This is a genomic window from Pectobacterium aroidearum (genome assembly GCF_015689195.1).
GTDB classification, from domain to species: Bacteria; Pseudomonadota; Gammaproteobacteria; order Enterobacterales; family Enterobacteriaceae; genus Pectobacterium; species Pectobacterium aroidearum.
The window spans coordinates 305,823-332,424 of record NZ_CP065044.1 but is presented as its reverse complement, the minus strand read 5'-3'; the positions used below and the strand labels follow the sequence as shown (position 1 = coordinate 332,424).

Here is a 26,602-nt window from a genome sequence, read left to right as displayed (position 1 = left end):
AAACAAAGGTGAGGTGTCACCAGCAGGTTTCAGTCCGTTCGACGGATCTGACTCGTAGCGACAAAAACAGCGTCGCTGACAACCACGAAGGCTATCAGCAGAGGAAGATAGCCTTAGAAGTTGTACCTAATGAACAGGTTAGTGAGCCAGTATCGACTGGGTGTGTCCAAGGCGTTAGTCCTCCGAGAATAATGATGCGCGCATGTTACGCCGAGATGAAAAAGACTTCAACTTTAAAACCTCGGCTGAAACACGCTGTAAAATATTGACCAAACGAATGAGATTTTCCAATAAATTCGGCGCTGCCATTGGTAAGAAACGCAGTCCCTTAAAGCAAAAAGGAACCGCGTTTATCGATTAGGCATTGTCCGGCAGGTAGGCGATGGCACGGACGGGGAAGCCGGGCGCACCGGCGAAATTAGGGTAGCTGACGTGGATATAAGCGCCGGTAGGCGGCAGCTGATGCAAATTGTTCAGCACCTCAACCTGCCAGGCATTCTGATTCAGCACGAAGAACTCGCCAATCAACCCGTTGTTGCGACGGAAATCAACGGCGGAATCGGTATCCAGCGTTTCATGCCCAACCGCGCTAATACCGCGCTCTTCAAACAGAAAGGTCAGCGCCTCGAGCGACCAGCCCGGCGTATGGCTGTTACCCTGCTCATCTTTATTGGCGAAGGCGTCAATATCAGGCCAGCGCGTGCTCCAGCCGCTGGCAAACGCGACAAAGCTTCCTGACGAGATTTCTCCGTGTTCACGTTCAAATGCCAGAATGTCATCAACCGACAGGCGGTAATCGTGATCGCGCGCGACGGCGTCTTGTTTGTGGAGCACCACCAGCGGCAGCAACAGCTCTTTATTATCAATGCGATCCAGATAACGTTTACCCGCGACAAAATGCCCCGGCGCGTCAATATGCGTCCCCGTTTGTGTCGCAAACGTCACGGCCTGCGCATAAAAGCCATGATCTTCAACGTTGAATAAGGTCTTACGCTGCAACACGCCTTCAAACGCGCCAAAAATAGGAATCGACTCCGTAATCGTATGCGTAAGATCGACCCATTTTTTCTTCTGCAACTCGGCAATAATCTGGTCTAGCGTCATGGGCATGCTCCTTTTTTATTGTGATACCACACATCCATGGATACGCGGCAGGCCACCTAGCATTGTCGAAAATGACGATAAAGGTTAATACAGGATTTTTATAAGATATATAACCCCGTCATACTTCAAGCCACATCGTGACGATCACACCGTTTCCAGCCGGGCATAGGCGGCAACCAACCATTTAATGCCCTGTCCTTGAAACGCAACCTGAAGACGGGCGTGATCGCCGCTGCCTTCCAGATTCACGATCGTGCCTTCGCCAAATTTCGCATGGCGCACCCGCTGCCCCAATTTATAGCCGCTGTCGTTTTGCGTGATCGGCGTGCCAAGACGCTGGTGATTGACTGGGCGGGAGACACTGGCGCGTAACCGCACTTCCTCAACACACTCTTCAGGCAGTTCGCCGACAAATCGTGACGGTCGGTGATAAGCTTCTTTGCCGTATAAACGGCGGGATTCGGCGTAGGTTATCGTCAGCTTTTCCATCGCACGCGTCACGCCGACATAGGCCAGACGACGTTCTTCTTCCAAACGCCCACCTTCATCCAGCGACATCTGGCTGGGGAACATGCCTTCTTCCATGCCGACGATAAACACCTGCGGGAACTCCAGCCCTTTCGCCGAGTGCAGCGTCATGAGCTGTACCGCATCCTGATTGGCATCCGCCTGACCTTCCCCCGCTTCCAGCGCGGCATGCGACAGGAAAGCCTGAAGCGGCATCAGATCCTGATCTTCTTCCTGATAGCTGAACTGGCGCGTCGCCGTCACCAGTTCCTCGAGGTTTTCTACCCGCGCCTGCCCTTTTTCGCCTTTTTCCTGTTCGTACATGCTCCACAGGCCGGAATCTTTAATGACCCGGTCGGTTTGCACATGCAGCGGCAGTTCCGACGTTTCATAGGCCAGCGCATCGATCAATTCGATAAAGCGCTGTAGTGATGCCGCCGCGCGTCCCGCCAGCACTTTCTCCTGCAACAACACCCGCGTGGCTTGCCACAGCGTCAACTGACGATCGCGCGACGTCTGACGCACGACATCCAATGTGCGATCGCCGATGCCGCGCGTCGGCGTATTCACCACGCGCTCGAACGCCGCATCGTCGTTACGATTGGCGATGAGGCGCAGATAAGACAGCGCATCTTTAATTTCCTGACGCTCAAAGAAGCGCATGCCGCCGTAAATGCGGTACGGCATACTCTGCTGCAAGAGCGCCTCTTCCAGCACGCGCGACTGGGCGTTGCTCCGATACAGAATGGCGTTATCTTTAAGCGCACCGCCATTTTCCTGCCAGGTTTTAATCCGGTTGACGACGTAGCGCGCTTCATCCAATTCGTTGAACGCGCAATACAGCGAAATAGGCTCGCCTTCTACGCCATCGGTCCACAGGTTTTTTCCGAGTCGCCCACCGTTATGCGCGATCAGCGCATTCGCCGCTTTCAGGATGTTGCTGGTCGAGCGGTAGTTCTGCTCCAGACGGATCGTTTCTGCGCCGGCAAAATCTTTCAGGAACAGCTGAATATTCTCGACCTGCGCGCCGCGCCAGCCGTAAATCGACTGATCGTCATCCCCGACGATCATCACTTTGGCGCTGTCGCCCGCCAGCATACGGATCCAGGCATACTGAATGCGGTTGGTATCCTGAAATTCGTCCACCAGAATATTGGTGAAACGTTCGCGATAGTGGTTCAGCACATGCGGCTTGTTCAACCACAGTTCGTGCGCGCGCAGCAGCAGTTCGGCGAAATCCACCAGTCCGGCACGATCGCACGCTTCCTGATAGGCCTGATACACGCGCTGCCACGTTTGCTCGATAGGGTTGCCATAGCTTTCAATATGCTGCGGACGTAGCCCCTCATCTTTCTTCCCGTTGATAAACCACATCGCCTGACGCGGCGGCCACTGTTTCTCGTCCAGATTCAGCGCCCGAATCAGACGCTTCAGCAGACGCAGCTGATCTTCGCTGTCCAGAATCTGGAAATCCTGCGGCAGATTGGCATCCATATGGTGCGCACGCAGCAGACGGTGTGCCAGCCCGTGAAAAGTGCCAATCCACATACCGCCCTGACTGGTGCCGATCAGGTGATCGATACGATGGCGCATCTCCGCCGCCGCTTTGTTGGTAAATGTCACCGCCATGATGGAGTAAGGCGAACAGTTTTCCACGGACAAGAGCCAGGCAATACGATGAACCAGTACCCGCGTTTTGCCGCTGCCTGCCCCCGCCAGCACCAATAAATTGCTGCGCGGCGCGGCTACCGCGTCACGCTGTTTGTCGTTGAGGCCATCGAGCAGATCAGAAACGTCCATAGGTACGGGTTATCCGGTGAGGGAAACGCCGCATCAACAAGGGCATTTCCACTGGTGATTTATACAGATTAATGCAGTGATTATAGCAATGCCGACAGCGATGCCAACCGCGAAATTTCAATATGCGGCAGCAGTCGGGCATCCCCAATCTGCGTCAGGCTGCCTTCACGCAAGTTAATCCAGCAGGCCTGCATACCGCAGCGGATCGACCCCGCAACATCGGTCGTAAGATCGTCACCCACATGTAGGATCTCATGCAAAGGCAGATTGAGCTTTTCCGCTGCCAGATGGTACATGTCATCAAACGGTTTGGCGCGACCGTGCGGGCCAGCGCGCAGAATAAATGAAAAATAGCGCTCAAGGCCAAAGCGGTGCGGCTCAGCATTACCGTTGGTGATGGCGGCCAGCGGCACTTTCTCGGCTAACGCCGCCAACGTCTGGTGCGTCTCTTCCGTAATCGTTATTTGACTACGCCAGTGGGCAAAATTTTCCATTGCCGCCTTGGCACCCTCTTTAGCTTCTGCCGCACTTAGCCCACGTTCTAACATGGCCAGCTCAGCCGCACGGCGACGCCATTCAGTGACGTCGTGATAGATATCAGGTTCGCGTTCCAGCAAGGTCTGGCGTAAGTTTTGAAAATCATCCGCCTGAAAATCACGAAGTGCAGGATGGTATTCTTGTAGGAAGCGAATTGACTCTTGTCCTGTGCGCCGGATGACGTCCGCGTTGTCGTACAGCGTGTCATCCAGATCGAACGTGATCGCCCGGATCGGGCCAAGAGATCGGTAAAAATGCATCAGGGTTTCCCTCGTTTGGCGCGTGGATGCGCAGCATCGTACACGGAGGCTAAATGTTGAAAATCAAGATGGGTGTAGATCTGTGTCGTGGACAAGTTGGCATGGCCCAGCAGCTCTTGGACCGCCCGTAAATCCCCGCTGGATTCCAGCATGTGCGTCGCAAAAGAGTGGCGCAGCTTGTGCGGATGAACATGGCTATTCACGCCCTGCTTAATCCCCCACTCGGCAAAACGCTTCTGCACGTTACGCATCGAGATGCGTCGCCCCTGATTGGAGATAAACACGGCATCATCCTGTGGGCCAAACAGTTCACGCAACGCCAGCCAGCGTTCCAGCCAGATTACCGCCGTTTTTCCTATCGGCAATTTGCGCTCTTTACTGCCTTTCCCCATTACCCACACTTCACCGCTTGCCAGATCGATATGCTGACAGTCCATACCGACCAGTTCCGCCAGACGCAGCCCCGCGCCGTACATCACTTCCAGCATCGTGCGGTCGCGCACCGCGAGGGGATCGTCCAGATCGATATCCAGCAGACGATCCATCTCATCCACATCCATATTCTTGGGTAATGGACGTCCGGCTCTCGGCGTGGATATTCCTTTCGCTGGGTTCGCCGCCAGCACACCGCGTGACACCATCCAGTCGAGAAATCTGCGTAATGCCGATAGGCGAAGTGCCAAACTGCCCGAATGCAGCCCATCACGCTTGCTGCGTGATACCACGGAACGCACGCCAGCGGCGTCCAGCTTACGCCAGTCAACCACACCCGCAGCAGAGAGTATCGTGATAACCGCGGACAGTTGGCGCAAATAGCTGGTCTGCGTGAGCGGACTAAGCTGACGCTCCACTTTCAGATAGCGCAGGAAAGCATCAACATCGGCTTGTAAGGGCGAAGAGGAAGGGGCCTCCGGCGACGCAGGCTGTCGGCTCATACCCGCTCAATCCAGCGCGCCAGCATCGCTGGCAGCATCATGGCCATTTGCTGAAGCAGTACGGTTCCCATGCCATCCTGATAATGATGGGTGTCACGGCTACTGAAAATGAGCACGCCCAAATCGTGATTATTGCCCATCAACGACAGCGCAACCGACCCAACCTGCCTGGCCTGCGGCAGCAGGAGCAGCAGTTCCGGCCCGTTCAGGCTGCCAAGATAGTGGTTACTTTGCCCGAAACGCTGAATGCGCAGCGGCTCAAACGTGGTGCGGTTTAGCCCGAGGTGGGTAAAACCAGACGGCGCGCCAATGCGCCATTTATCGCTGAACAGACGAACCGTCGCCCCCGCCAGACCAAGCTGACGCGCCCAGCGCTGCAACCGATCCAACATGTCCGTCAGGCTATCCGCCGATGCCAATTCAGTCTGTAACCCAAGCAGGCGATTGAACAACGCTTCGTTCGCCCCCGCCTGTTCCATCAGCAGCGTGATCTCTTCCTCAAGCTGAGTAATGTGGTTACGCTGACGCGCCAGTTGCCATTCCACCAGCGACACGGTTCCCCTGACGGGGTGAGGAATGCGCATCTGCTCGACGGGACGCGCATTACGGATAAAAAAATCGGGATTCTGTTGCAGGAACTGCAAAACCATCTCGTCACTGAGTGCGATCTCGCGCTCTGCCTGTTCCTCGACATTCTTCATAAATGAATAAATCCATCGTAGACATGCGTTGCAGGCCCGGTCATGAATAACGGATGTCCCGGCCCATCCCACTGGATATCCAAATCCCCGCCCGGCAGAGACACGCGAACGTTCGCGGACAATAGCCCCTGCTGGATCCCTACCGCCACGGCGGCACACGCGCCGCTACCACACGCCTGCGTTTCTCCCGCACCGCGCTCGTACACCCGCAGGCGGACAGTGTGGCTATCGACAACCTGCATAAAACCAATGTTGGCTCGCTCGGGAAAACGCTCGTGGCTTTCCAACAGCGGCCCCAGCGTTTCCACTTTCGCCGTGTCCACATCCTCAACCTGAATCACGCAGTGCGGGTTGCCCATCGACACCACGCCACAAAGTACCGTGTGTTCGTCGGCACGCATGATGTAGGTTTTCTCTGCTTTGACCGCGCGAAAAGGCACCTGTTGCGGCTCGAAATTCGGTTCGCCCATGTTGACACGCACCAGTTCATCATCCGTCACAGACAGCACCATCCGGCCCGTCTGCGTACTGACGGCGATATCACGCTTGTTGGTCAGCCCTTTCAAGCGAACAAAACGAGCAAAGCAGCGCGCACCGTTACCGCACTGTGCCACTTCACTGCCATCCGCGTTAAAAATACGATAATGAAAATCCAGTTCAGGATCGTAGGGCGGCTCAACGACCAGCAGTTGGTCAAACCCCACACCACAGTGCCGATCCGCCAAACGGCGAATCAATTCGGGTGAAAAATAAACGTTTTGCGTAACGGCATCAACAACCATGAAATCGTTGCCTAATCCGTGCATCTTAGCGAACTGCATTATCCTGACTCCCCCGCTTGCTTAACCGGGCGCGATAAACATCTACGTGACCTGTTATATATTCTTGTCGTCACACATTAAGGATGCATTGACGCTTTCTTTTGCGGCGGCTGGCTCTCATTTTGCTGAGTCGTTGACGCACCGGATTTGCCATCGGCAGGCATATACAGCGGACCTTTCAGGCCACAACCGAATAAACTCACTACTGCTAACACCAGAAAAAACTGGCGAAATACGTTCTTCATCACGTTAAGACCTGTCATTAATACTCGTATGCTCTCTATAATCGCAGGTGGATCATGAAAATCAATAGGAATCGAAAATGAACGATAGCGAGTTCCACCAATTAGCCGACGAACTCATGCTTCAGTTGGAAGAAACGCTGGATCAGTTTGAGGGTGATGCCGACATCGATTACGAAACCAACGGCGGCGTGATGACGCTGAGTTTTGAAAACGGCAGCAAAATCGTGATTAATCGGCAGGAACCGTTGCACCAAATCTGGCTGGCGACCAAAGCAGGCGGTTACCACTTCAATCGTCAGGAAACACGCTGGATATGCGATCGCAGCGGTGAAGACTTTATCGCGCTGTTGTCATCCGCCTGTTCGGCTCAGGCCGGGGAAACCGTTCGCTTCGAGTAATTATCACATGCCCCATGGCATCGCGGCGCACCGAACCTCAGCGCCGTCCCAGTAATAACAGCGCCAGTACCAGCAACAACAGCATGCCGATACCGACCATATTCACTAGCGGCCAGCCGCTGGTCAGCGCCATCAGGCTGCCAGCGGACAGCGAAGCCAACGCATTAGGGACGTAAATCATCAGCGAATTAATGCCCTGCAAACGGGATTTATGCACCGAATGGGTAAACGCGTTCAGCATAAATGTCCCGCCGTTAAACATAAACGCCCACCCAATGCCGAACAGCACCAGCGCAAAGAGAAAGTGCCAGAACGTCAAACCACTCAGCGCAACCGCCACGCCCACCACGTTACACGCCATGCCAATCGCCACAACCTGAATCGGCGTCAGCCGTTGCGCCAGCATCACTAACAGCAGCGCTGGCGCATACATGGACACAAAATGCCATTGCAACACCGTCGCGCTATGGCTGACGGAAAAGTGGTGCTGATGCATTGCCAGCGGCACTGAATTCATTAATAACGTCATCACCACAAATCCGACGGAACAGCTCGCCGTTCCCAAGACAAATGCCCGACTTTTCAGGATGGACGATAGCGGTTCACTACGCTGAGCGTTGGCCGCGGCAACGGACATCGGAGGCAGTTTAAGGCCAAGCAGCAGCAATAACGTGATAACGCAGATGAACGCCGCCGCGATAAAACTGCCAAAAAACGGGTATGGCGCCCAGAGCTGAGATGATTGGCTCGCCGCAAATGGGCCGAGGAAGCCCCCCAGAATGCCGCCGCTGATCACCCAGGAAATGGCACGATTTTTCTGCTGATTATCAGTAAAGATTTCAGCCGCAGCGAAGCGATAATACTGATTGAAGGCACAGGACATCCCCAGAACAAATGTCGCAAAAACAAAGAGGGGGAAACTGTGCAACACAATCGCCAACGCCGCCAGAAGCGCTCCCGCCAGACCCAGCAGCGTGCCGATAATGAACGCATTACGTCTGCCATATTTTGTCATCAATGAGGAAACGGCGTAGATCATCAGCGCCGCGCCGCACACCGTCGCAGTAATCGGTAATGTCGTCAGCAGTGGAACAGGCGTCATGGATACGCCAACCAGCGTAGAACATAGCGTCATCAGGGAAATAATACTGCCGGTCAGCCCTTGTCCGAGCGCCAGCAGTATCAGATTTCGGCGTTGCAACGAATCCATCAATACATCCTTTTCTGAATGCGCTGAAAGCCGAATATCAGGAAGTGATTATAAGATTTGCAGCCGCTGCTTCATTGTCATCACTTCATCATCCACGACTGGCGTAATGCACAGATGAGAAAGCGCGCTGCTACGGAATGGGATCACCTGCGTACGACCGTCCAACTGCACGATTTGGTAGAACTGCGGCAGGTTGAAATTGATAAAGCTGGAACCGTAAGTAAAGCGATCGTGCGACGATGAATAGAAGCGACTGACATCGCGCACCAGTTCTTCTTTACTGCCTTCACAGTGGTGATACACCTCAACGCGATTCGACTCATCCAGAATATAGATATTAAAGCCCTGATTTTCCGTCAGATCTTCAAAGAAGAATTGGATGATCCCTTCGCTGGCGACGCCATCCACCACCGGCGGTAAATGCACATGGTTAGTTTCAACCTGAACCGGTTGGCCTTGCAGCTTGTTGTTGGAAATTGCGCCATAAAATTCGACCGCATTTTCCAGCTTCTGCACCGACACGCTCAGCCGCTCGAAGAACAAGCCCCAGGTTTGACCCGCCACTTTCACTGCTTTGAAGCGACCCGGCTCCTGACGCGTGCTAGTCAGACGCAGCTCAATGCATTCGGACACCAGTTGCTGCACACGGGTACGAATCAACCCGCGCAGATGCTGGCTGTAGCAGAATACTTCCAGTGATTCCGGCAGCGCCGCATCCTGATGCATTTTGCCCAGAATGGTTTTCAGCGCTTCCAACACCGCCTGCTCGCCGCTGAAATGCAGGGTACGCACTTCGTTCCACGAGTTGCGATACAGCAGGTCGATACTGCCGACCAGACACTGCTGCTGCTGGCCGAAGCTAAAGACGTCCAGATGACGGAAGTCGAAATGCACCACCTGATTGCGGAAGGCCGCCGTCGGATCGTGTTCCAGATTGACGATAATCGCCAGATGACGAATCTCACACGGGCTGTACAGCGCTTTCGGCGTTGGTGCAGGCAGGCGCAGCGGGAAATGGCTGGCGACATCGTCCACCAGCGCTTGCAGGCGCGTGATATCGCACAGCTCATTGCCTTTAATGTACAGACGCGTGCTTGGCGTCAGCAGGCCATTGAAATACGCCCACGCCACTAGCTTGTTCAGATAGCGGTTATATTCCAGCGGCTGATGGCTGATGATCGCATCCATCGACGGCGCCTGATTGTACAGGTACCAGCCGGAACGGTTCGCGCGACCCGGCGGAACATAGATAAAGGTTAAGTTCGGTTCAGACAAATCGGGCGAAATTTGTGGGTTCAGCAGGGTAACTTTGCCCGGCAGCGCTTCAAACGCGGCATACAGTTTACGGGTCAACACACCGATATCCTGCGGGCTGGCACTGACGCTCAAATTATTACGGCGGGCGAAGCGAATCAGGTTGCGATAGGTCTGCATCATCGCATCCAGCAGTTCATTATGCGCTTCGCGTACTTGTTCGATTTTCCAGTTAGCGCGGTTATCCAGCATGGCCAGATGTTCGTCGCTCCATCCCCATTCTTGCACCAGTTGGCTCAGAATCTGGCGACGCCAGCCGACGCAGGCTTGTTCCCGCGAGAGCTTTTCACACACTTTTAAGTAGAAACATCGACGCGCCAGATCGAGGCGCGTGGGATCGTTAATCGCCGTCAGATAATGCGTCACGCGATCTAACATCATGCAGTAAGGATCAAGGCCGAAAGACACGATTTCGCCATCATGCAGGCGCTTTTTAATCTCGGTCGACAGCAGGCTGGTATCCGGGTATTCCCAGGAATAGGCTTCCAGCAGCAGTGTTTTCAGTACGGCTTTATAGGGAGAATCGATGCTTTTATAGAGCTGCCAGAGGCTTGCGCCAAAATACTCTTCTGCTGACAGCGTACTTAAACCGCCTAAATCCATCCACTCGTTAGGTGCCAGCGCCCCCTGTGAGTACAGTGACAGCACATATTCGTCGTAGTGAGATTCTTCTTCGACTGGCACCATGTTCCACAGAATGCGTTTACCCGCCATACGCACAGCGGTACGGTAGAATTCGTCGAGTAACAGAATATGCTGCGTGGTGCCGCAGTCTTCACCGCTCAGGCTGCCACTTTCATTGTGGCGGAAACGGCTTTCATCCATCAGGAAGAAGCTGACCTCAGCGCCTTGCGCCGCAGCCCACTGCTCCAGCAGCGTACATTTCTTCTGTAGGAGCTGGCGTTCTTCGCTGTCCAGCCAGGATTGGTGACACACCCAGATATCGAGATCGGAGCTACAGCTCTGCCCGATAGACGAGGTGCTTCCCATTGAATAGATGCCCGTGATCGGCAGTTCGCCCTGCGGATGAGAACAATCAAACTGACCCCAGCGCAGCGCAATGCCATCCAGGTACTGTTGTTGTTTTTCATCAGGCGTGTGAGTACAGATACCATGAGGCACCTTGCCTTCAAGGTAGCCGGGCATCAACGGGTGATGATGATGTAATAAAATGGGCAGAAGACTGTAAACCTGCTGAAAAGCTGGCTTCATTGCTCCCAGAGCACGGTCAACACGCAGTTGGTTGATCGCATCCAGTCTTTGCTTCAAAGTCTCGATGTAGAAGTACAAGACAGTTTCGCCTGATTTATCCCAGTGCCTAGAAAAACCCCGTGTTCCAAATCCGCCATGATGAAATTAGAAGAATGTTTAGCGAATTATTGCTGGAAACGTGATCAATTTAACACCTTGCTGAATGGGCGTAAAGAAAGTAAAGAAAGTTAGACTTATCTATCTTGCTTTATTACGAATTTCTCTACCCAACTGCATCAGCACGGCTTCCTACTCGTCATACTTCAAGTTGCATGTGCGTTGGCTGCGTTCACTCACCCGAATCACTTACTTAAGTAAGCTCATCGGGATTCCCTCGCTTGCCGCCTGCCTGAAACTTGAATTATTTAGAGTATATCTATGTATGCGGCACCCGAATTTCAGACCGTTTTAAAAGGCGCACCGCTAATGCCCACAACCTGACACCAACGCACCATCAATGATACGATGGCGGAAAATGATAAAAACGGTATCAAGCATGTTAGCCAATATTATTAGAATTGCCACCCGACAAAGCCCGCTCGCCCTGTGGCAAGCACGATATGTTCAGCAGTGTCTGAATCACCTCTACCCGGATTTACACGTGGAGCTGGTGCCGATGGTGACCCGCGGCGACATCATCCTGGATACGCCACTGGCAAAGGTCGGCGGTAAGGGATTGTTTGTTAAAGAGCTGGAATTGGCGCTGCTTGAAGGGCGCGCTGATATTGCCGTCCATTCCATGAAAGATGTGCCCGTCGAATTCCCGGATGGCCTCGGCCTGACTACCATTTGCGAACGCGATGACCCGCGCGACGCATTCGTTTCCAACCGTTACGGCAGCCTCGAACAATTACCGGAAGGCAGCTGTGTCGGCACATCCAGCCTGCGTCGCCAGTGTCAGCTGCGCGCCCGACGCCCCGATCTGGTGATTCGTGATTTGCGCGGCAATGTCGGAACGCGTCTGGCAAAATTGGACAACGGCGAGTATGACGCCATTATCCTTGCTGTCGCGGGTTTGAAACGCCTCGGCCTTGAAGAACGCATCCGCTGTGCGCTGAGCCCGGAAGAATCTCTACCCGCCGTCGGACAAGGTGCTATCGGCATCGAATGCCGTTTAAATGACGATCGTATTCGCCAACTCCTTGCCCCACTCAATCACCCCGCGACCGCTGCCCGCGTCCAGGCTGAACGCGCCATGAATGTACGCCTTGAAGGTGGCTGTCAGGTGCCGATTGGCAGCTATGCCGAACTGGAAGGCGATACACTGTGGTTACGTGCGCTGGTTGGCGCCCCGGACGGTAGCCAAATGATCGTCGGTGAACGTAGAGGAAACGTCTCCGACGCCGAACAAATCGGCATCGCACTGGCTGAAGAGCTGTTAGCAAAAGGGGCCAGCGCCATCCTTCAGGCCGTTTATCACGAGTCGAGCTCATCATGACAATTCTGGTTACCCGTCCGTCACCAACTGGCGAACAACTGGTGACCCGTTTAAGAAAGCTTGGCTATAACGCCTGGCACAGCCCGCTGATCGAGTTTTCACCCGGACGAGAACTTGCCAGCTTGCCAGCACTATTACAGACGCTGCGCGCCGACGATCTGGTGTTTGCGCTCTCACAACATGCGATTCATTACGCCGATCCAATGCTGACGCGTGCGGGCATCGGTTGGCCTGCCCATCTCGCTTATTATGCGATTGGGCGCACCACGGCACTGGCGCTGCATAAAACCAGCGCCCATCCGGTCATCTACCCTCCCGAACGCGAAACCAGCGAAACGCTCCTGCAACTACCTGAACTGCAAAATATTTCCGGCAAGCGCGCACTATTACTGCGCGGCAACGGCGGCAGGGAATTGCTGGGAGAAACGCTAACTGAACGCGGCGTGCAGGTGACCTACTGCGAATGCTATCAGCGCAGAGACGTTCATTATGATGGGCCGGAGCAAAGCCGCCACTGGCAACAAATAGGCATCGACAAACTGGTGATCACCAGCGGAGAAATGCTACAACGGATCTATACTTTAGTACCTGATTACTATCGGGCTTCCTGGTTACTCGGCTGCCGCTTGATCGTCGTCAGTGAACGACTGGCAGAACAGGCTCGTCAGCTTGGCTGGCGCGATATCCGGGTCGCCGATAACGCCGATAACGATGCGCTCGTGCGCGCACTACAATAAACCTGATCATGGGATGTACCATTATGACGGAACACAATACCCCCACAGCTCCATCCGACGAGGTTGCTGAACGGGTTGAACCCGCGCATCAGCAGCAAGATCCCGCACCGCAACCCAAACGCAGTGGTGCCGTGCTGGGAGCGATTGCCATTGTGATTGCGCTGGCGATAGGCGCGGGGCTGTATTACCACGGACACCAGCAGGCGCAGCGGGAAACCGCCACGCTTCAACGTCTGGAAGCACAGTTAAATGCCTTGCAGCAGCAGCACAAGCAAGAACAACAGCAGTGGCAGGACGCTCAGCAGCAGCAAAGCAAAGCGCAGGACACGGCCGCACAGCGTCTTGAGGCGTTAACGCGTCAGTCAGATGAACTGCGCGATAAGCTGGCGGCACTTTCCAGCCATGACACCAATACCTGGCTGATCGCTCAGGCGGATTTTCTGGTGAAACTGGCAGGACGTAAGCTGTGGAGCGACAAAGACGTCACCACTGCCGGTGCGTTGCTGAAAAGCGCGGACGCAAGTCTGGCGGAAATGAACGATCCCAGCTTGATTGAAATCCGCCGCGCATTGACCAGCGACATCGGCGCGCTGGCAGGCGTGAGCCAGGTCGATTTCGACGGCATCATCCTGAAAGTGAATCAGCTAACCGACCAGTTGGACAACTTGCAGCTCGCCGATAACAACACCGATGAAGCGCCGATGGACGCCAACAGCACAGAGCTGTCCGCCTCCTTGAGCGAATGGCGACAGAATCTAAGCAAGAGCTGGCACAATTTCATGGCGGATTTTATCACCATTCGTCGCCGCGACAGCGCTGCCGAACCGCTGCTGGCACCGAATCAGGATGTATATCTGCGTGAGAATATCCGTTCACGTCTGCTGGTTGCCGCACAGGCCATTCCTCGTCACCAGAATGAAGTGTACAAACAGTCGCTGGAAACAGCCGCCACCTGGGTTCGCGCCTACTTCGATACTACCGACCCCACGACGCAGGCCTTTTTGGATCAGCTCGATGCATTAAGCCAGCAGTCGGTTTCACTGGATGTCCCAATGGAGCTACAAAGTCAGGCGCTGTTGGAAAAACTGATGCAAACGCGCGTTCGTAATCTGCTGGCTCAAGCGCCAGCTACGCAGCAGGGGGAATGAGCATGCTGAAAGTCTTATTGCTGTTCCTGATCCTGATCGCAGGCGTTGTGATCGGCCCGATCGTCGCGGGTCACCAAGGCTACGTCCTGATCCAGACGGATAATTATGATATTCAAACCAGTGTGACCGGTCTGGTCATTATGCTGGTGCTGTTTTTCCTCGCCTTTCTGGCGGTGGAATGGGTGCTCCGCCGAATCTTTCGTACCGGCGCCCGCACACGCGGCTGGTTCCTCGGTCGCAAACGCACCCGCGCCAGAAAGCAGACCAAAGCCGCGCTGCTCAAGCTGGCCGAAGGGGATTATTTACAGGTAGAAAAACTGCTGACTCGCAATGCCGACCACGCCGAGCAGCCTGTGGTTAACTACCTGCTGGCAGCCGAAGCCGCCCAACAGCGCGGTGACGAATTCCGCACCAAGCAATATCTGGAGCGTGCCGCCGAGGTTGCAGATACCGATCAACTTCCGGTGGATATCACGCGCGTGCGTATTCAGTTGGCGCGTAATGAAGATCATGCGGCGCGTCACGGCGTGGACAAATTGCTGGAAGTTGCGCCCCGTCATCCAGAGGTGCTGCGTTTAGCGGAACAGGCTTTCCTGCGAACCCATGCCTACAGTGCACTGCTGGATATTCTGCCTGCGATGCGCAAGATCAATCTGTACCCTGAAGCACGTTTGCTGGATCTGCAACAGCAGGCCTATATAGGCCTGATGAATCAGGCGATGGCAGATGGCGGCAGCGAAGGGCTGAAATCATGGTGGAATAATCAGAGCCGTAAAGTACGCCATGAGATCCCGCTTCAGGTCGCGATGGCTGAGCATTTGATCGAGTGTGACGATCACGATACGGCCCAGAAGATCATTCTCGACGGTCTCAAACGTCAATATGACGAGCGTTTGATCCTGCTAATGCCTCGCCTCAAGGCGGGTAACCCGGAACAACTGGAAAAAGTGCTGCATCAGTACACCAAGCAACACGGCACTACGCCGCTGTTGAGCAGCACGTTAGGGCAGCTATTGATGAAACACGGCGAATGGCAACAGGCTAGCGATGCCTTCCGCGCTGCACTAGAGCTCCGCCCGGACGCTTATGATTATGCCTGGCGCGCCGACGCACTGGAGCGGCTGCATCTGCCCGATGAAGCGGCGCAAATGCGGCGTGAAGGGCTGTTGCTCACGCTACAACAGCCTGCCGACTAATCGATCGCTACGACATCCCCTTCATAAGGCTCCTTTTGGGAGCCTTATTCGTTTTATGTTTCGGAAGAAGGCAGTTACCGAACATTTTCATCAGACGAAAAAAAACGCTTACCGATAAACGGTAAGCGTTGAAAATATCAGGTCTGTCAGACAACAGAATGGTGCCTCACTCAACGTTATGTCCGGAAAGCCCGATGGAGATTTGCATCTTCATCTGGAGTTGGACGATAGGCACCTCAAATTGGCTCTGCATCATTCCCAGGATTATGAAGCCGAAGCAAGCATAGAAGGTGGAATGAGCATCTACACGTATATTTAAGCACAAATTATGCCAACATGCATAATTTTATTACCATCGACTCTCAATTCAATGATAACCCGCTAATAATAAATGTTATTTTTATTTCTTCACGGGAAGAAAAGCAAAAGTGTCATGAGTGATAAAAACGAGACCCCGCTCACAAAATATGTCGCTATTCAGAGACGGATTTATCATAAAAAATATTAACTATTATTAATCAATGAATTAAATGTCTCTTTTTTGAGACAGCAGATCACCCCAAGTGTCGTGTTTTTCCGACAGTTCGATCAAAGCTGCTGATTTAACATGCTTAGTCGGGCACGATAGCCGTTACGGATATGTTGGCAGGCAGCCTCTTGTGCCGCGTCCTTATCACGCCGTACCAACGCTGCCACAATTGCCTGATGTTCACGCCGTGCCTCTTCGGTACGTTCCGTCGATTCATAAGTGGTTCCGCGCAGGAGCGACAGATGAATGCGCAGATTTTCCAGCATCTCATTCAGATACGGATTATGAGTCGCCCGGTAAATCTGGCGATGAAAAAGCCGATTATGATCGTGCAGTTGTCGGCTATCGGTGAGCGTCTTCTCCACGTCGACCATATCCTGCAGCAGAGCCAGTTCTTCTGCCGACGCAGAAGCGACAGCAAGCTCCATCGCCAGCCGCTCTAACCCTTCACGCACGGCGAAAAGCTGACGCAGTCGCTCATAGCTGATCTGCGCGATCATCAGTCCACGCTGTGGACCCGGCTCCACCAGCCCCAACGCTTCCAGACGGTGCAGCGCCTCACGAATCGGCGTTCGGCTCAATCCAAACTGCTTCGCCAACCGTGTTTCCTGCAAACGTTCGCCAGGCAGCAGCTCGCCTTTCTCTATCGCGTTAATCAGTACCTCGAATGGCGACAGTGCCGGCGCTTTGTCGTTAAGTGTTAAGTTCATAGTCCCTTGATATATCGTGTGACGGTCGGAATAAGGCCGAGTGCAGATGGACAAACGCCTCGCTTTTTGTCGCGGTTCGCACCTTCACGCTACGGATCGTCATGCATTGAGAAAAATTCAAGTTTGCCCGACGCCCTGCCTTTAGCAAGATATCGCATCGCATATTTTGTACTTAGCTTAGCGAAAAAGCGTCTTTGTCACTGAATGGGCGATTGCATATGCTTTTCGTCACACACTGTATACAAATGCATTCAACAATACAAAACGCGAATCTTAGCACCGTTCGGTGTACTGGCAATCTCCTCGCGTTTTTGCTTAAGGAGCTCCTACGATGTCTGCCACCCCGACGTTTCCTCGCGGCAACGCGCTCAGCCAGTTTATTCACAACGCGCCCACAATGACGATCCCCGATGCCGTGTGGCACGAAGCCAAGCGTGCGCTCATTGACTATCTGGGCGTCTCCATTGGCGCGACAGGAGACGATGCGGCCAGCGCGGTTCAACGCGTGGCGCAACGCTGGCAGGCTCAGGGAAAGGCGCAAATCATTCTCGGTGCGAAAACCACACCAGCGCTGGCGGCACTGATCAACGGCACGCTTTCTCATGCAGCCGACTATGACGATACGCATCCGGCTGGTGCGGGGCACCCTAGCGGCCCTTGCTGGTCAACCGCGTTGGCAATGGCACAGCATTACGGTGCGGACGAGCGCACGACGCTTATCGCGTTCATCACCGGATTTGAAGTCATGGCCAGACTGGGGGGCGGCTGGGTACCTGGTGTAGGTCGCAGCCTGCAACGTCGAGGCTTTCACCCAACGTCGATTGTCGGACGCGCAGGAGCAGCAGCCGTTGCCGCTTCCATTCTGCGTCTGGAACCCAACGCTATTGCCAATGCGTTGGGGGCGGCCGCGACCATGATGGGAGGATTGCAGAAATCATCCGGTACGCACGGCAAACCGTTTCATGCAGGCAAAGCGGCAATGGATGGCATCACGGCGGCAGAACTGGCTGAGGAAGGTTTTATTGCCGCCCATCACTTTTATGAAACCGATGGCTGGGTAAAAACCTTTGTGCAGGACGGCAGTGCCGTCATCCCGCCGCTCGATTTTGGCGACAGTTGGGAGCTATTGGGTAACGGCTACAAACTGTATGCCAGCTGTCGAGGAACCCATGCGTCAATTGAAACGGCGCTCAAGCTCTATCCACAGCTAAAAGGCCGCGCTATCACCCGTATTCATGCCAAAGTCCATCCAATGGGAATGGTGAACGCGGGGATCGCCAACCCGCAAACCCCGCTGGAGAGCAAATTCAGTATTCCGCACTGCATTGCGCTGGCGTTGAGCGGCTACCGCCTCACCGATACGGACTTTACGCAGCAGACCGTTGACGACCCGGCTGCACGCCAGTTGCTGTCACGCCTACAGATCGATGCCGTCGAGGGGCAATCGGCCAGTTCCGCGTTTATCGATATCGAACTGGAAGACGGCGAAATACGCCATGCCGAAACCGATGTTTATCGCGGGCACCCGCAAAATCCACTGACCGACGCCGAGCTGCGCACCAAGTTTGACGTGCTGACCCTCCCCGTATTGGGGGAAGACCGCAGCCGTCGGCTCTATCAGGCGGCTTTCCACTTTGAGCAGCCGGGGTCGCTCGCGACACTGACTTCGCTATTAGCGGGCTAACGCGCTTCAGTTAGACATAAACCATTCGATATAAAAATTTCACGATAACGACAGGACGCCTCCATGACCATTGCCCGCCAGCTTGCCCATAATCTGCTGGAATTTTCTCGCCAGACGTTCCCTGCCGACGTATTGGCACACGCCCGCACTGCCGTAATTGATACGCTGGGCGTCACGCTCGCGGGGGGGATTCAGGACGGGGCGCAAAAACTCAGGGCGGTGATAGTGCCCTCCGCCGCCGTGGGAAAGAGCCGTATTTTCGGTACTGATCTCAAACTTAACGCGCTGGATGCGGCGTTATTAAACGGCACATCCGCGCATTTGCTCGATTTTGACGACTCCAACTCCTGGCTGCACGGGCATATTTCTGTCGCCGTACTCCCGGCCTTGCTGGCGCTGGCAGACAAGCAGGAAGCCAACGGAGAAACGATCCTGCATGCCTATTTGTGTGGTTATGAAACCGCGGTACGCATGGGCAAAGCCGTCAGCCCTTTTCAATATCGCAACGGCTGGCACCCCACAACGTCCGTCGGCATTTTCGCGGGCGTGGCAGCCTGCGCGGTGCTGCTGAAGCTCAGTGAAGAAGAAACGGCGACCGCCTTTGCAATCACGGCGTCACTCGCCTCCGGCATCAAATCCAACTTCGGCAGTCAAACGAAATCACTGGCAGTCGGCCACGCCAATCGCAGCGCCGTCATGGCGGTATTATTGGCGCGTCAGGGATACAGCGCGGGGGATACCGCATTTGAACACCACCACGGGTATTTCAACGTCTACAACCGCGCCGCCGAAAACGTCGACACCACACCATTAACCGAGCCTTGGTCCGCACCGTCTCATATTCTGGACCCCGTAAAAGGGAATAATTTTAAATATTTCCCCTGCTGCTACGCCATTCTGGCACCGCTGGACAGCCTGCTGACGCTACGCGAGGAAACCGAGCTGTCCCCAGAATCGCTGGAACGCATTCAGATTGCCATCCACCCTATTCGCTTCCCGCACATCAACATCCCGACGCCGGATACGCCGCTGGCGGGGAAATTCAGCCTGCACTACTGTATTGCCCGTGCCTGGGTACAGGGAAAGCTGACGCTGGACGATTTTATTGACGAAGCGGCGCTGCACGACCCCACCACACAATCGCTGATGGCACGCGTTGAACTCATCTGTCATGACGAGCCCACCACACACACGGCGCACGTTACGCTAATCACTCGTGACGGCCACACCTATCATCGTCGCGTGGCAGGTGCGCGTGGCTCCAGCGCAGAGAACCCGCTGCCGGATAATCTGATTGCGGAGAAATTCATCGACTGCGCCAGTCAGGCTTTGCCACGCCCTGAGGCGCTGGCGCTGTATCAACGCCTGCTGCATGACGATTATCGTTAACAGCGGAACGGGTGCTTGATACGCATTGAACGCATCAGGCATTATCATTTGCTCGACCACGCGATGGGTTTCACCATGCTACATCTTGTTCCGCCCGACATTTCTCCGCTCTTTGCCGGTATCCTGATTTTTTGCAGTTTTTTGACGTCGGCGTTAACGGCCGCGCTGGGGCTGGGCGGTGGCGTCACATTGCTTGCGATCATGGGTCTCGGGATGCCAGTCAGCAGCCTGCTGCCGGTACACGGCATCGTCCAGCTAGGCTCCAACCTCAGCCGCAGCCTGATCCAGCGTTTGTATATCGTCTGGCCATTGGCGCTGTGGTTTTTTATCGGCAGCGTCATCGGCATCGCACTGGGTGCGCCCGTCGTCGTTTGGATCCCAGACAGCGTGGCAAAAATTGCGCTGGCCAGTTTCATTCTGTGGTCGGTTTTCCGTAAACGCACCGCGCCAAAACCGGTTAATCGATTGTTCTTCATTCTCGGTGGTGCGCTCACCAGCCTCGGCACCATGATTGTTGGCGCAACGGGTCCAATGGTCGCTGGGCTTATCAGCTCTCAGGGGGTCACCAAACAGCCGCTTATCGCCACGCACGCGCTCTGCATGGTGTTACAACACGGCCTGAAGATACTGGCATTCGGGATGATGGGGTTTGCCTATCACGATTGGCTGCCGATGCTGGCTGCGATGATTGTCAGCGGCGTATTAGGCACCTGGCTGGGCACACGCCTGCTGGATAATCTGCCTGAAAAACTCTTCCGCACCACGTTTCGCCTCACCATGTTAGTGCTCAGCGCCCAGCTCATGTGGCAAGGCATACAAAGCCTGCTCGCCCGCTAAATCATCCCTCTGTGCCTTGCTTACCGTGCGAGGCACACCTCTCTTTTTTATCCTTCTGGTCGTGCCCGAAATGGCTATATCCAATATTCAGATTTAGATAGAGAAATATGCTATTTGCCATTTAGATGCAACATTGAGAACATTTGTATACAAAAGAACGCGCCATAATAAAAACCATTAATTACAACAAATTAAAACAACACCGATCATTCTGAGGATACTTATGCTGAGAAAACTACTCTCGTTGACGACCGCCACAGCGCTGACTTTAGGGGGGCTTCTGCTGCCCGTCGCACACGCTAATGCCGCTGATGCAGGAAATGGCGAAACGCTCAAAAAAATCAAAGCACGCGGTGAACTGGTGTGCGGCGTGCACCCAGCGCGCCACGGCTTTTCCGCGATTGATAGCAAAGGACAGTGGACCGGGCTGGACGTCGATTATTGCCGCGCATTAGCGGCCGCTGTGTTTGGCGATGCGAATAAAGTACGCTTTGCCGCCCTTTCCACCGCCCAGCGCTTCCCCGCGATTCAGTCTGGTGAAGTGGACGTGCTGTCACGCAATATCACCGCTGATTTGTCTCGCGATACGTCGCTGGGGCTGAACTTCGCGCCGCCGACCTTCTATACCGGTACGGGCTTCATGGTGCGCACCAGCGCCAATGTGAAGAAAGTCGAAGATCTGGACGGCGCGACCGTCTGCATCACACCGGGCAGCAGCACCGAACGTAACGTCGCGCAGATTTTTGCCTCACGCAACCTGCATTACACCCCGGTGGTTATCGAGAACAATAAAGAGTATGTCGCGGCCTACCTGTCTGGACGCTGCGACGTCATTGCCCGCGATAAAGTCGCCCTGCCCGGCGTGCGCACCTTTGATGCGGAAAAACCATCCGACCATGTGATTCTGCCGGGGATTTACTCAAAAGAGCCGCTGGCGATGGCGGTTCGTCAGGGTGATGACCAGTGGTACGACATTGTGAAATGGGTGGTTTACGCCACATTCAACGCGGAAGAGATGGAAATCGGTCAACAGAACGTGGACAGCAAGCTCAAGTCGACAGACCCGGATATACAGGCGCAGCTTGGGGTCACTGGCGATTACGGTCAGAAACTGGGATTGAGTAACCAGTGGGCTTACAACGTGATTAAGCAGGTCGGGAATTACGGCGATATTTATAACCGCCACTTCGGGCCAGATACCCCGGCCCCGCTGGAGCGCGACCTGAATAATCTCTGGACGAAAGGCGGTTTGCTCTACGGTCTGCCCATTCGTTAATTCACCCAATCATCGGCGTCACCCCCCGAGAATATCCGGGCTGACGCCATACCACCGTATTCACGCACAGATCCCCTCGGATAGCGCGCTGCAATCGGTAATGATCAGAAGAAAAGACCGCCGGTAATGAAATCACCACACCCAACGCTGCCGTCAGCCTCTGCACCGTCGTGGCTGGGAACGCCATCTTATGCGCGCCGTCTGTTGAATGCGTTTGACAGCAAGTCGCTGCGCGCCTGGATTTATCAGTGCCTGCTCGGCCTCCTGATTGTCGCTTTCAGCTACTGGCTCTATGCCAACGTGGTCGAAAACCTGCGCTCGCAAAATATCGCAACAGGATTTGGCTTTCTTGACCACACCGCGCAGTTTGAGATCGGTGAAAAGCTCATCGCCTTTACCCCACGCGACAGTTACCTGCGCGCACTGGGCGTCGGGTTACTGAATACCCTGTACATCACGCTGTGCGGCATCGTGCTCGCCACGCTGCTGGGCTTCTCCGTCGGCATCGCCCGCGTCTCTCGTAACTGGTTGCTGGCGCGGCTCGCCGGAGGATACATCGAGATGATGCGCAATATTCCGGTGATCTTGCAGGTGATTTTCTGGTCAGTGGTGATCCGCAATTTGCCCTCACCGCAGGATGCTATCGAACTGGGTAATATGGGATTCCTGACCAATCGCGGGCTGTCTTTTGCCGTTCCCGCCGCACACCACGGCTGGCTGTGGACGGGAATCGCCCTGCTCGTCGCCGTACTGATTAGCCTGATCCTGAACCGCGTAGCACGCTATGTTCGGGAAAGTCGCGGGCGCTCTCTGCCGACAGGTCGTTTGACGCTGGCAGCCCTTATCGGGCTACCGCTGCTGGTTTGGTGGCTTTCCGGTGCACCGGCAGAGCTCGATCGCCCGATCTTGCGCGGCTTTAACTTTCGCGGCGGCTTTACCGTCAGCCCTGAATTTACAGCGCTGCTGCTCGGCATTGCGCTCTATTCCTCCGCGTTTATCGCAGAAATCGTGCGGGCGGGGATTCAGTCTATCCCCAAAGGCCAGTTGGAAGCGGCACGTGCACTGTCTTTTTCGCCGTGGCACATGATGCGCCACATCATTATCCCACAGGCCATGCGCGTCATCGTTCCACCGCTGACCAGCCAGTATGTCAGCCTGTCAAAAAACAGCTCGATCGCGGTCGTGGTCGGTTACTCGGAACTGGCAAACATCAGCAATACGCTGATGAACCAGACCGGTCAGGCGCTCGAAGTGATAGCCATCATGATGGTGGTTTATCTGACGGTCAGCATCGTGACATCGCTGCTGATGAACCTGTTTAACCGCGTCGTCGCTATCAAAGAGCGCTGAGGAGCACCGTATGCTATTTCCGGTCCTGTCACTCTCTGCCGTTCCCAGCCAACTGCGTACGCCGCTGCTGTGGCTGCGCCGCCACCTATTCAGCAGCGTGCCGCAAACGGTGCTTACACTGTTACTGGCAGTGCTAATGTGGAACGTCGGCAATAAACTGCTGCACTGGGGCATTCTCGATGCCGTGTGGTACACCGCTGACCCGGACATCTGTCGTGCAGCCGCTGGTGCCTGCTGGGCAGTTATCGTGGAAAAACATCGCCCTATTCTGTTTGGTCTTTACCCTTACGATGAACACTGGCGTCTGGTGCTGGCGATGGGAATCTGGTTTTTGGCACTTGGCCTGTCGCTGATGCCGCGCTTCTGGCACTCGCGTATCCTCTTACCGCTGTGGCTCGTCGCGGTAGTCAGCATCGCCATCCTGATGTCCGGCGGCGTGTTTGGCTTATCTTACGTGCCTTCCAGTGAATGGGGCGGACTGCCGCTGACGATTCTGCTGTTTAGCGGCACCGTCGTCATCGGTATGCCGGTTTCAGTTCTGCTGGCGCTGGGGCGTCGCTCACCGCTGCCTTTTCTACGCGGTCTGTCGGTTATTTTTATCGAAGGTTTGCGCGGCGTACCGCTCATCACGATCCTGTTCGTCGCCGTTAACGTATTCCCGCTGTTCCTGCCCGCCGGTATGGAAATCAACAAGCTGCTGCGCATCATCATTGGTATCGCGCTGTTTTTCGCCTGCTATCAGGCTGAGGTGATTCGCGGCGGTTTGCAGTCCGTACCACGCGGGCAATACGAAGCGGCGATAGCGCTCAATCTCGGTTATTGGCACACGACGACCAAAATCGTCCTGCCGCAGGCGCTGCGTATCTGCCTGCCTGCCATGACCAACCATGTTATCGCCGCTATGAAGAACACCTCGTTCGTCATCATTATCGGGCTGTTCGATATCCTCACCGCCACCAGTTCAGTGATGCAAGACCCGCTATGGCGGCGCTATTACATTGAAACCTATATTTTCATCTCGGCTATCTATCTGCTATTTGGCTTCTTGCTCTCACGCTACGCGCTGTGGGTAGAAAAGCGCATCGATGCCAGCCGTAACCCAGAAACGTATCACGGTTAAGCGATAGCCGTTGATGAAAACACCGACAGGAGCCTGGTTATCATGAACTTAGCCGCAGACACTGTAGTTACAAAGACTGTAGTTACAGACACGTCAATGACAAACCATGTAATGGCAGACAGCAACGTCATCATTGAGATCGACGCCGTCAGCAAATGGTACGGCGCGTTTCAGGCACTGAATAACGTGACGCTGAACGTGCAGAAAGGCGAGCGTGTGGTGATTTGCGGCCCTTCCGGCTCCGGCAAATCCACACTCATCCGCTGCATTAACCGACTGGAAGAGCACCACGACGGGCACATCCGCGTGAATGGCATTGAGGTCAATGACAACATCAAGAACATCAACCGCGTACGCTCCGGCATCGGTATGCTGTTCCAGCAGTTCAATTTGTTTCCTCATCTAAGCGTGCTGGATAACCTGACGATTGGCCCGACGCTGGTCAAGCAGCGTAAGAAGCAGGAGGCCATCGATTTAGCAATGCACTATCTGGAAAAAGTACATATCGCCAATCAGGCGCATAAGTTCCCGCTACAGCTCTCTGGCGGCCAGCAGCAGCGCGTGGCCATTGCCCGGGCGCTGTGCATGCAGCCGGAAATCATGCTGTTTGACGAACCCACTTCTGCACTGGATCCAGAGATGATTAAAGAGGTGTTGGATGTGATGCTCGATTTGGCGGAATCCGGTATGACGATGATCGTCGTTACCCATGAGATGGGCTTTGCCAAAACGGTTGCAGACAAAGTGATTCTGATGGCTGACGGCAGCATCGTTGAATCCGCTCCACCGCAGGACTTCTTCAACACGCCCTCACATCCGAGAACGCGTCAGTTCCTGGATCAGATTTTAAGTCATTAATAGACAAAAAATATCCGCGTCGAGGAACCGACGCGGATAACATGCTTTAACAAGGCTTAGCGAGAGGAGAGCTGTTCCAGACTCTGCTTCGCCATCTGATACAGATAGTGCGCGGTTGGGAACAGTGCGCGATCGTCAACGCGGAATTTCGGGTGGTGCAGCGCATACGGTCCACCGGAGCCGACCATCATGAACGTACCCGGCAGTTTCTGCTGATAGAACGCGAAATCTTCACCAATCGGGCTGGCTTCCACGCGGCGCGCTTCAAACCCTTCGTCACTTGCCACGTTCAGCGCAAATTCAACCCACTCTGGCGTGTTGATTACCGACGGTGGCCCTGCGTGCCACAGGAACTCAATTTCCGCACCAAAGGTGCTGGCGATACCTGAAACGATCTGACGGAAACGCTGTTCAATCAAATCACGCGCGTCCTGATTGAACGTTCTGACCGTACCTTCAACGTAGGCGGTATCAGGGATAACGTTCCAGGTGCTGCCGCTATGAACCTGAGTAATCGATACTACCGCGTTGTTGTCAGACGACACCGTGCGGCTGATGATGGTCTGTACAGCAGAAATCAGCTGGCCCAGAATGATAATCGGATCGTTGCCTTCATGTGGTTTCGCCGCGTGGCAGCCTTTCGCCGCAATCTTGATCTCAAAACGGTCAACGCCCGCCGTCAACGCGCCGTCTTTCCCACCGATGACGCCAACAGGCAGCGTTGGATCGTTGTGGATACCGAAAATCGCTACCGCATTGTCCAACGCACCAACGGCGATAACTTCCGGCGCGCCCAGCCCCGTTTCTTCAGCCGCCTGAAATAAAATGCGTACCGTGCCTTTCAGTTCTGGCTCGATTTTCTTCAGCAGAATCGCCGCGCCCAGCGCAGCGGAAGAGTGAAAATCATGACCGCAGGCGTGCATCACCCCTTTATTGAGCGACGTAAATTCTACGCCAGACTCTTCTTCAATCGGCAGGGCGTCGATGTCCGAACGGACCACGACCAGTGGGCCATCCTGTAGACCGCCGACTTCCGCGACCAGACCGGTTTTCAACGGCAGATCGAGGATGCGAATCCCCTCTTTTTCTAATACCGCACGAATTTTCTTCGTCGTCTCAAACTCCTGATTCGACAGCTCAGGATTGCGGTGTAAATCGTGGCGAAATGCCTGAATAAACTGAGCCAGGGGCTCATGCTGGGGTGCGGTTTTCATCAATTCTTGCTCCACATTATCGTGCCCTGTCTG

The 26,602-nt window shown here is 54.7% G+C and carries 24 protein-coding genes; 12 read left to right on the top strand and 12 right to left on the bottom strand.

What is annotated here, in order from left to right; genetic code table 11:
* Window positions 1-113 precede the first annotated feature (113 nt).
* The 8 genes from ysgD to lptM form a co-directional block, all read right to left on the bottom strand.
* Window positions 114-170 (bottom strand): YsgD/CorL family protein, encoded by a 57-nt coding sequence (gene ysgD / locus I2D83_RS22555; protein WP_349814568.1) that lies wholly within the window; start codon window positions 168-170, stop codon window positions 114-116.
* Between the two features lie 187 nt (window positions 171-357).
* Window positions 358-1,104: a cyclase family protein gene (locus I2D83_RS01440; RefSeq protein WP_181845235.1), complete on the bottom strand. Its 747-nt coding sequence runs from the start codon at window positions 1,102-1,104 to the stop codon at window positions 358-360.
* Between the two features lie 144 nt (window positions 1,105-1,248).
* Window positions 1,249-3,411, bottom strand: a complete 2,163-nt coding sequence (uvrD, locus tag I2D83_RS01435; RefSeq protein ID WP_205947418.1) for a DNA helicase II — start codon at window positions 3,409-3,411, stop codon at window positions 1,249-1,251.
* An 80-nt stretch (window positions 3,412-3,491) separates the two neighbouring features.
* Window positions 3,492-4,208: a 5-amino-6-(5-phospho-D-ribitylamino)uracil phosphatase YigB gene (gene yigB, locus I2D83_RS01430; RefSeq protein ID WP_181845234.1), complete on the bottom strand. Its 717-nt coding sequence runs from the start codon at window positions 4,206-4,208 to the stop codon at window positions 3,492-3,494.
* Window positions 4,208-5,143 carry a tyrosine recombinase XerC gene (gene xerC, locus I2D83_RS01425; protein WP_205947417.1) on the bottom strand — a complete coding sequence of 312 codons (936 nt, stop codon included), beginning with the start codon at window positions 5,141-5,143 and terminating at the stop codon, window positions 4,208-4,210. Before xerC ends, yigB begins: the two co-directional genes overlap by 1 nt.
* Window positions 5,140-5,844 (bottom strand): DUF484 domain-containing protein, encoded by a 705-nt coding sequence (locus I2D83_RS01420; RefSeq protein ID WP_205947416.1) that lies wholly within the window; start codon window positions 5,842-5,844, stop codon window positions 5,140-5,142. Before I2D83_RS01420 ends, xerC begins: the two co-directional genes overlap by 4 nt.
* Window positions 5,841-6,665: a diaminopimelate epimerase gene (dapF, locus tag I2D83_RS01415; RefSeq protein ID WP_015842070.1), complete on the bottom strand. Its 825-nt coding sequence runs from the start codon at window positions 6,663-6,665 to the stop codon at window positions 5,841-5,843. The genes I2D83_RS01420 and dapF overlap by 4 nt, the downstream gene beginning before the upstream one ends.
* A gap of 77 nt (window positions 6,666-6,742) precedes the next feature.
* Window positions 6,743-6,928 carry an LPS translocon maturation chaperone LptM gene (lptM, locus tag I2D83_RS01410; RefSeq protein ID WP_015842071.1) on the bottom strand — a complete coding sequence of 62 codons (186 nt, stop codon included), beginning with the start codon at window positions 6,926-6,928 and terminating at the stop codon, window positions 6,743-6,745.
* Window positions 6,929-6,987: 59 nt separating this feature from the next.
* Between lptM and cyaY the strand changes: the two genes are divergently transcribed.
* A complete protein-coding gene (cyaY, locus tag I2D83_RS01405) occupies window positions 6,988-7,308 on the top strand; it encodes an iron donor protein CyaY (protein WP_205947415.1) in 321 nt (106 codons plus the stop codon).
* A 37-nt stretch (window positions 7,309-7,345) separates the two neighbouring features.
* Here cyaY and I2D83_RS01400 read toward each other — a convergent pair whose 3' ends face one another.
* Together I2D83_RS01400 and I2D83_RS01395 are read right to left on the bottom strand one after the other, a co-directional pair.
* Entirely contained in the window at window positions 7,346-8,518 is a 1,173-nt protein-coding gene (locus tag I2D83_RS01400) for an MFS transporter (RefSeq protein WP_205947414.1), read from the bottom strand.
* Window positions 8,519-8,566: 48 nt separating this feature from the next.
* Entirely contained in the window at window positions 8,567-11,122 is a 2,556-nt protein-coding gene (locus tag I2D83_RS01395; protein ID WP_015842074.1) for a class I adenylate cyclase, read from the bottom strand.
* Between the two features lie 457 nt (window positions 11,123-11,579).
* Here I2D83_RS01395 and hemC point away from each other — a divergent pair, with 457 nt between their 5' ends.
* Genes hemC through hemY form a run of 4 tightly spaced genes read left to right on the top strand, consistent with a single transcriptional unit; the run spans window position 11,580 to window position 15,602 of the window.
* Complete coding sequence (gene hemC / locus I2D83_RS01390; RefSeq protein ID WP_205947412.1) at window positions 11,580-12,521, top strand: hydroxymethylbilane synthase; 942 nt, start codon at window positions 11,580-11,582, stop codon at window positions 12,519-12,521.
* Window positions 12,518-13,258 (top strand): uroporphyrinogen-III synthase, encoded by a 741-nt coding sequence (gene hemD / locus I2D83_RS01385; RefSeq protein WP_180779360.1) that lies wholly within the window; start codon window positions 12,518-12,520, stop codon window positions 13,256-13,258. Before hemC ends, hemD begins: the two co-directional genes overlap by 4 nt.
* 23 nt (window positions 13,259-13,281) lie before the next feature.
* The gene (hemX, locus tag I2D83_RS01380) at window positions 13,282-14,406 is read left to right on the top strand and encodes a uroporphyrinogen-III C-methyltransferase (RefSeq protein WP_015842077.1); all 1,125 of its coding nucleotides are present in this window, start codon (window positions 13,282-13,284) and stop codon (window positions 14,404-14,406) included.
* A 2-nt stretch (window positions 14,407-14,408) separates the two neighbouring features.
* Complete coding sequence (gene hemY / locus I2D83_RS01375) at window positions 14,409-15,602, top strand: protoheme IX biogenesis protein HemY (RefSeq protein ID WP_043881842.1); 1,194 nt, start codon at window positions 14,409-14,411, stop codon at window positions 15,600-15,602.
* A gap of 588 nt (window positions 15,603-16,190) precedes the next feature.
* Here hemY and I2D83_RS01370 read toward each other — a convergent pair.
* On the bottom strand, window positions 16,191-16,841 hold the full coding sequence (locus I2D83_RS01370; protein WP_180779362.1) for a GntR family transcriptional regulator: 651 nt from the start codon (window positions 16,839-16,841) through the stop codon (window positions 16,191-16,193).
* Window positions 16,842-17,172: 331 nt separating this feature from the next.
* On the opposite strand from I2D83_RS01370, the gene I2D83_RS01365 reads away from it, so the two are divergent.
* The 7 genes from I2D83_RS01365 (at window position 17,173) to I2D83_RS01335 (ending at window position 25,355) form a co-directional block, all read left to right on the top strand.
* Window positions 17,173-18,525 carry an MmgE/PrpD family protein gene (locus tag I2D83_RS01365; RefSeq protein WP_205947411.1) on the top strand — a complete coding sequence of 451 codons (1,353 nt, stop codon included), beginning with the start codon at window positions 17,173-17,175 and terminating at the stop codon, window positions 18,523-18,525.
* 63 nt (window positions 18,526-18,588) lie between these two features.
* Window positions 18,589-19,914 (top strand): MmgE/PrpD family protein, encoded by a 1,326-nt coding sequence (locus I2D83_RS01360; protein WP_205947410.1) that lies wholly within the window; start codon window positions 18,589-18,591, stop codon window positions 19,912-19,914.
* 75 nt (window positions 19,915-19,989) lie between these two features.
* Window positions 19,990-20,751 (top strand): sulfite exporter TauE/SafE family protein, encoded by a 762-nt coding sequence (locus I2D83_RS01355; RefSeq protein WP_205947409.1) that lies wholly within the window; start codon window positions 19,990-19,992, stop codon window positions 20,749-20,751.
* Window positions 20,752-20,974: 223 nt separating this feature from the next.
* Window positions 20,975-22,027, top strand: a complete 1,053-nt coding sequence (locus I2D83_RS01350; protein WP_205947408.1) for an amino acid ABC transporter substrate-binding protein — start codon at window positions 20,975-20,977, stop codon at window positions 22,025-22,027.
* 126 nt (window positions 22,028-22,153) lie between these two features.
* The gene (locus tag I2D83_RS01345) at window positions 22,154-23,377 is read left to right on the top strand and encodes an amino acid ABC transporter permease (protein ID WP_205947407.1); all 1,224 of its coding nucleotides are present in this window, start codon (window positions 22,154-22,156) and stop codon (window positions 23,375-23,377) included.
* A gap of 10 nt (window positions 23,378-23,387) precedes the next feature.
* Window positions 23,388-24,497, top strand: a complete 1,110-nt coding sequence (locus I2D83_RS01340; RefSeq protein ID WP_205947406.1) for an amino acid ABC transporter permease — start codon at window positions 23,388-23,390, stop codon at window positions 24,495-24,497.
* 96 nt (window positions 24,498-24,593) lie between these two features.
* A complete protein-coding gene (locus I2D83_RS01335) occupies window positions 24,594-25,355 on the top strand; it encodes an amino acid ABC transporter ATP-binding protein (protein WP_241007259.1) in 762 nt (253 codons plus the stop codon).
* 56 nt (window positions 25,356-25,411) lie between these two features.
* Here I2D83_RS01335 and I2D83_RS01330 read toward each other — a convergent pair whose 3' ends face one another.
* Complete coding sequence (locus tag I2D83_RS01330) at window positions 25,412-26,569, bottom strand: M20 peptidase aminoacylase family protein (RefSeq protein WP_015842087.1); 1,158 nt, start codon at window positions 26,567-26,569, stop codon at window positions 25,412-25,414.
* Between the last annotated feature and the right edge of the window lie 33 nt (window positions 26,570-26,602).

Excerpts from the sequence above, each read along its gene's own strand:
- I2D83_RS01350 (WP_205947408.1), top strand. The coding sequence starts at position 20,975 with ATGCTGAGAAAACTACTCTCGTTGACGACCGCCACAGCGCTGACTTTA.
- I2D83_RS01365 (WP_205947411.1), top strand. The coding sequence starts at position 17,173 with ATGTCTGCCACCCCGACGTTTCCTCGCGGCAACGCGCTCAGCCAGTTT.
- xerC (WP_205947417.1), bottom strand. The coding sequence starts at position 5,143 with ATGAGCCGACAGCCTGCGTCGCCGGAGGCCCCTTCCTCTTCGCCCTTA.
- I2D83_RS01440 (WP_181845235.1), bottom strand. The coding sequence starts at position 1,104 with ATGACGCTAGACCAGATTATTGCCGAGTTGCAGAAGAAAAAATGGGTC.
- lptM (WP_015842071.1), bottom strand. The coding sequence starts at position 6,928 with ATGACAGGTCTTAACGTGATGAAGAACGTATTTCGCCAGTTTTTTCTG.
- I2D83_RS01335 (WP_241007259.1), top strand. The coding sequence starts at position 24,594 with ATGACAAACCATGTAATGGCAGACAGCAACGTCATCATTGAGATCGAC.
- I2D83_RS01360 (WP_205947410.1), top strand. The coding sequence starts at position 18,589 with ATGACCATTGCCCGCCAGCTTGCCCATAATCTGCTGGAATTTTCTCGC.
- hemY (WP_043881842.1), top strand. The coding sequence starts at position 14,409 with ATGCTGAAAGTCTTATTGCTGTTCCTGATCCTGATCGCAGGCGTTGTG.
- I2D83_RS01330 (WP_015842087.1), bottom strand. The coding sequence starts at position 26,569 with ATGAAAACCGCACCCCAGCATGAGCCCCTGGCTCAGTTTATTCAGGCA.
- I2D83_RS01400 (WP_205947414.1), bottom strand. The coding sequence starts at position 8,518 with ATGGATTCGTTGCAACGCCGAAATCTGATACTGCTGGCGCTCGGACAA.
- I2D83_RS01420 (WP_205947416.1), bottom strand. The coding sequence starts at position 5,844 with ATGAAGAATGTCGAGGAACAGGCAGAGCGCGAGATCGCACTCAGTGAC.
- cyaY (WP_205947415.1), top strand. The coding sequence starts at position 6,988 with ATGAACGATAGCGAGTTCCACCAATTAGCCGACGAACTCATGCTTCAG.
- hemD (WP_180779360.1), top strand. The coding sequence starts at position 12,518 with ATGACAATTCTGGTTACCCGTCCGTCACCAACTGGCGAACAACTGGTG.
- dapF (WP_015842070.1), bottom strand. The coding sequence starts at position 6,665 with ATGCAGTTCGCTAAGATGCACGGATTAGGCAACGATTTCATGGTTGTT.
- hemX (WP_015842077.1), top strand. The coding sequence starts at position 13,282 with ATGACGGAACACAATACCCCCACAGCTCCATCCGACGAGGTTGCTGAA.
- I2D83_RS01340 (WP_205947406.1), top strand. The coding sequence starts at position 23,388 with ATGCTATTTCCGGTCCTGTCACTCTCTGCCGTTCCCAGCCAACTGCGT.
- hemC (WP_205947412.1), top strand. The coding sequence starts at position 11,580 with ATGTTAGCCAATATTATTAGAATTGCCACCCGACAAAGCCCGCTCGCC.
- uvrD (WP_205947418.1), bottom strand. The coding sequence starts at position 3,411 with ATGGACGTTTCTGATCTGCTCGATGGCCTCAACGACAAACAGCGTGAC.
- I2D83_RS01355 (WP_205947409.1), top strand. The coding sequence starts at position 19,990 with ATGCTACATCTTGTTCCGCCCGACATTTCTCCGCTCTTTGCCGGTATC.
- I2D83_RS01370 (WP_180779362.1), bottom strand. The coding sequence starts at position 16,841 with ATGAACTTAACACTTAACGACAAAGCGCCGGCACTGTCGCCATTCGAG.
- yigB (WP_181845234.1), bottom strand. The coding sequence starts at position 4,208 with ATGCATTTTTACCGATCTCTTGGCCCGATCCGGGCGATCACGTTCGAT.
- I2D83_RS01345 (WP_205947407.1), top strand. The coding sequence starts at position 22,154 with ATGAAATCACCACACCCAACGCTGCCGTCAGCCTCTGCACCGTCGTGG.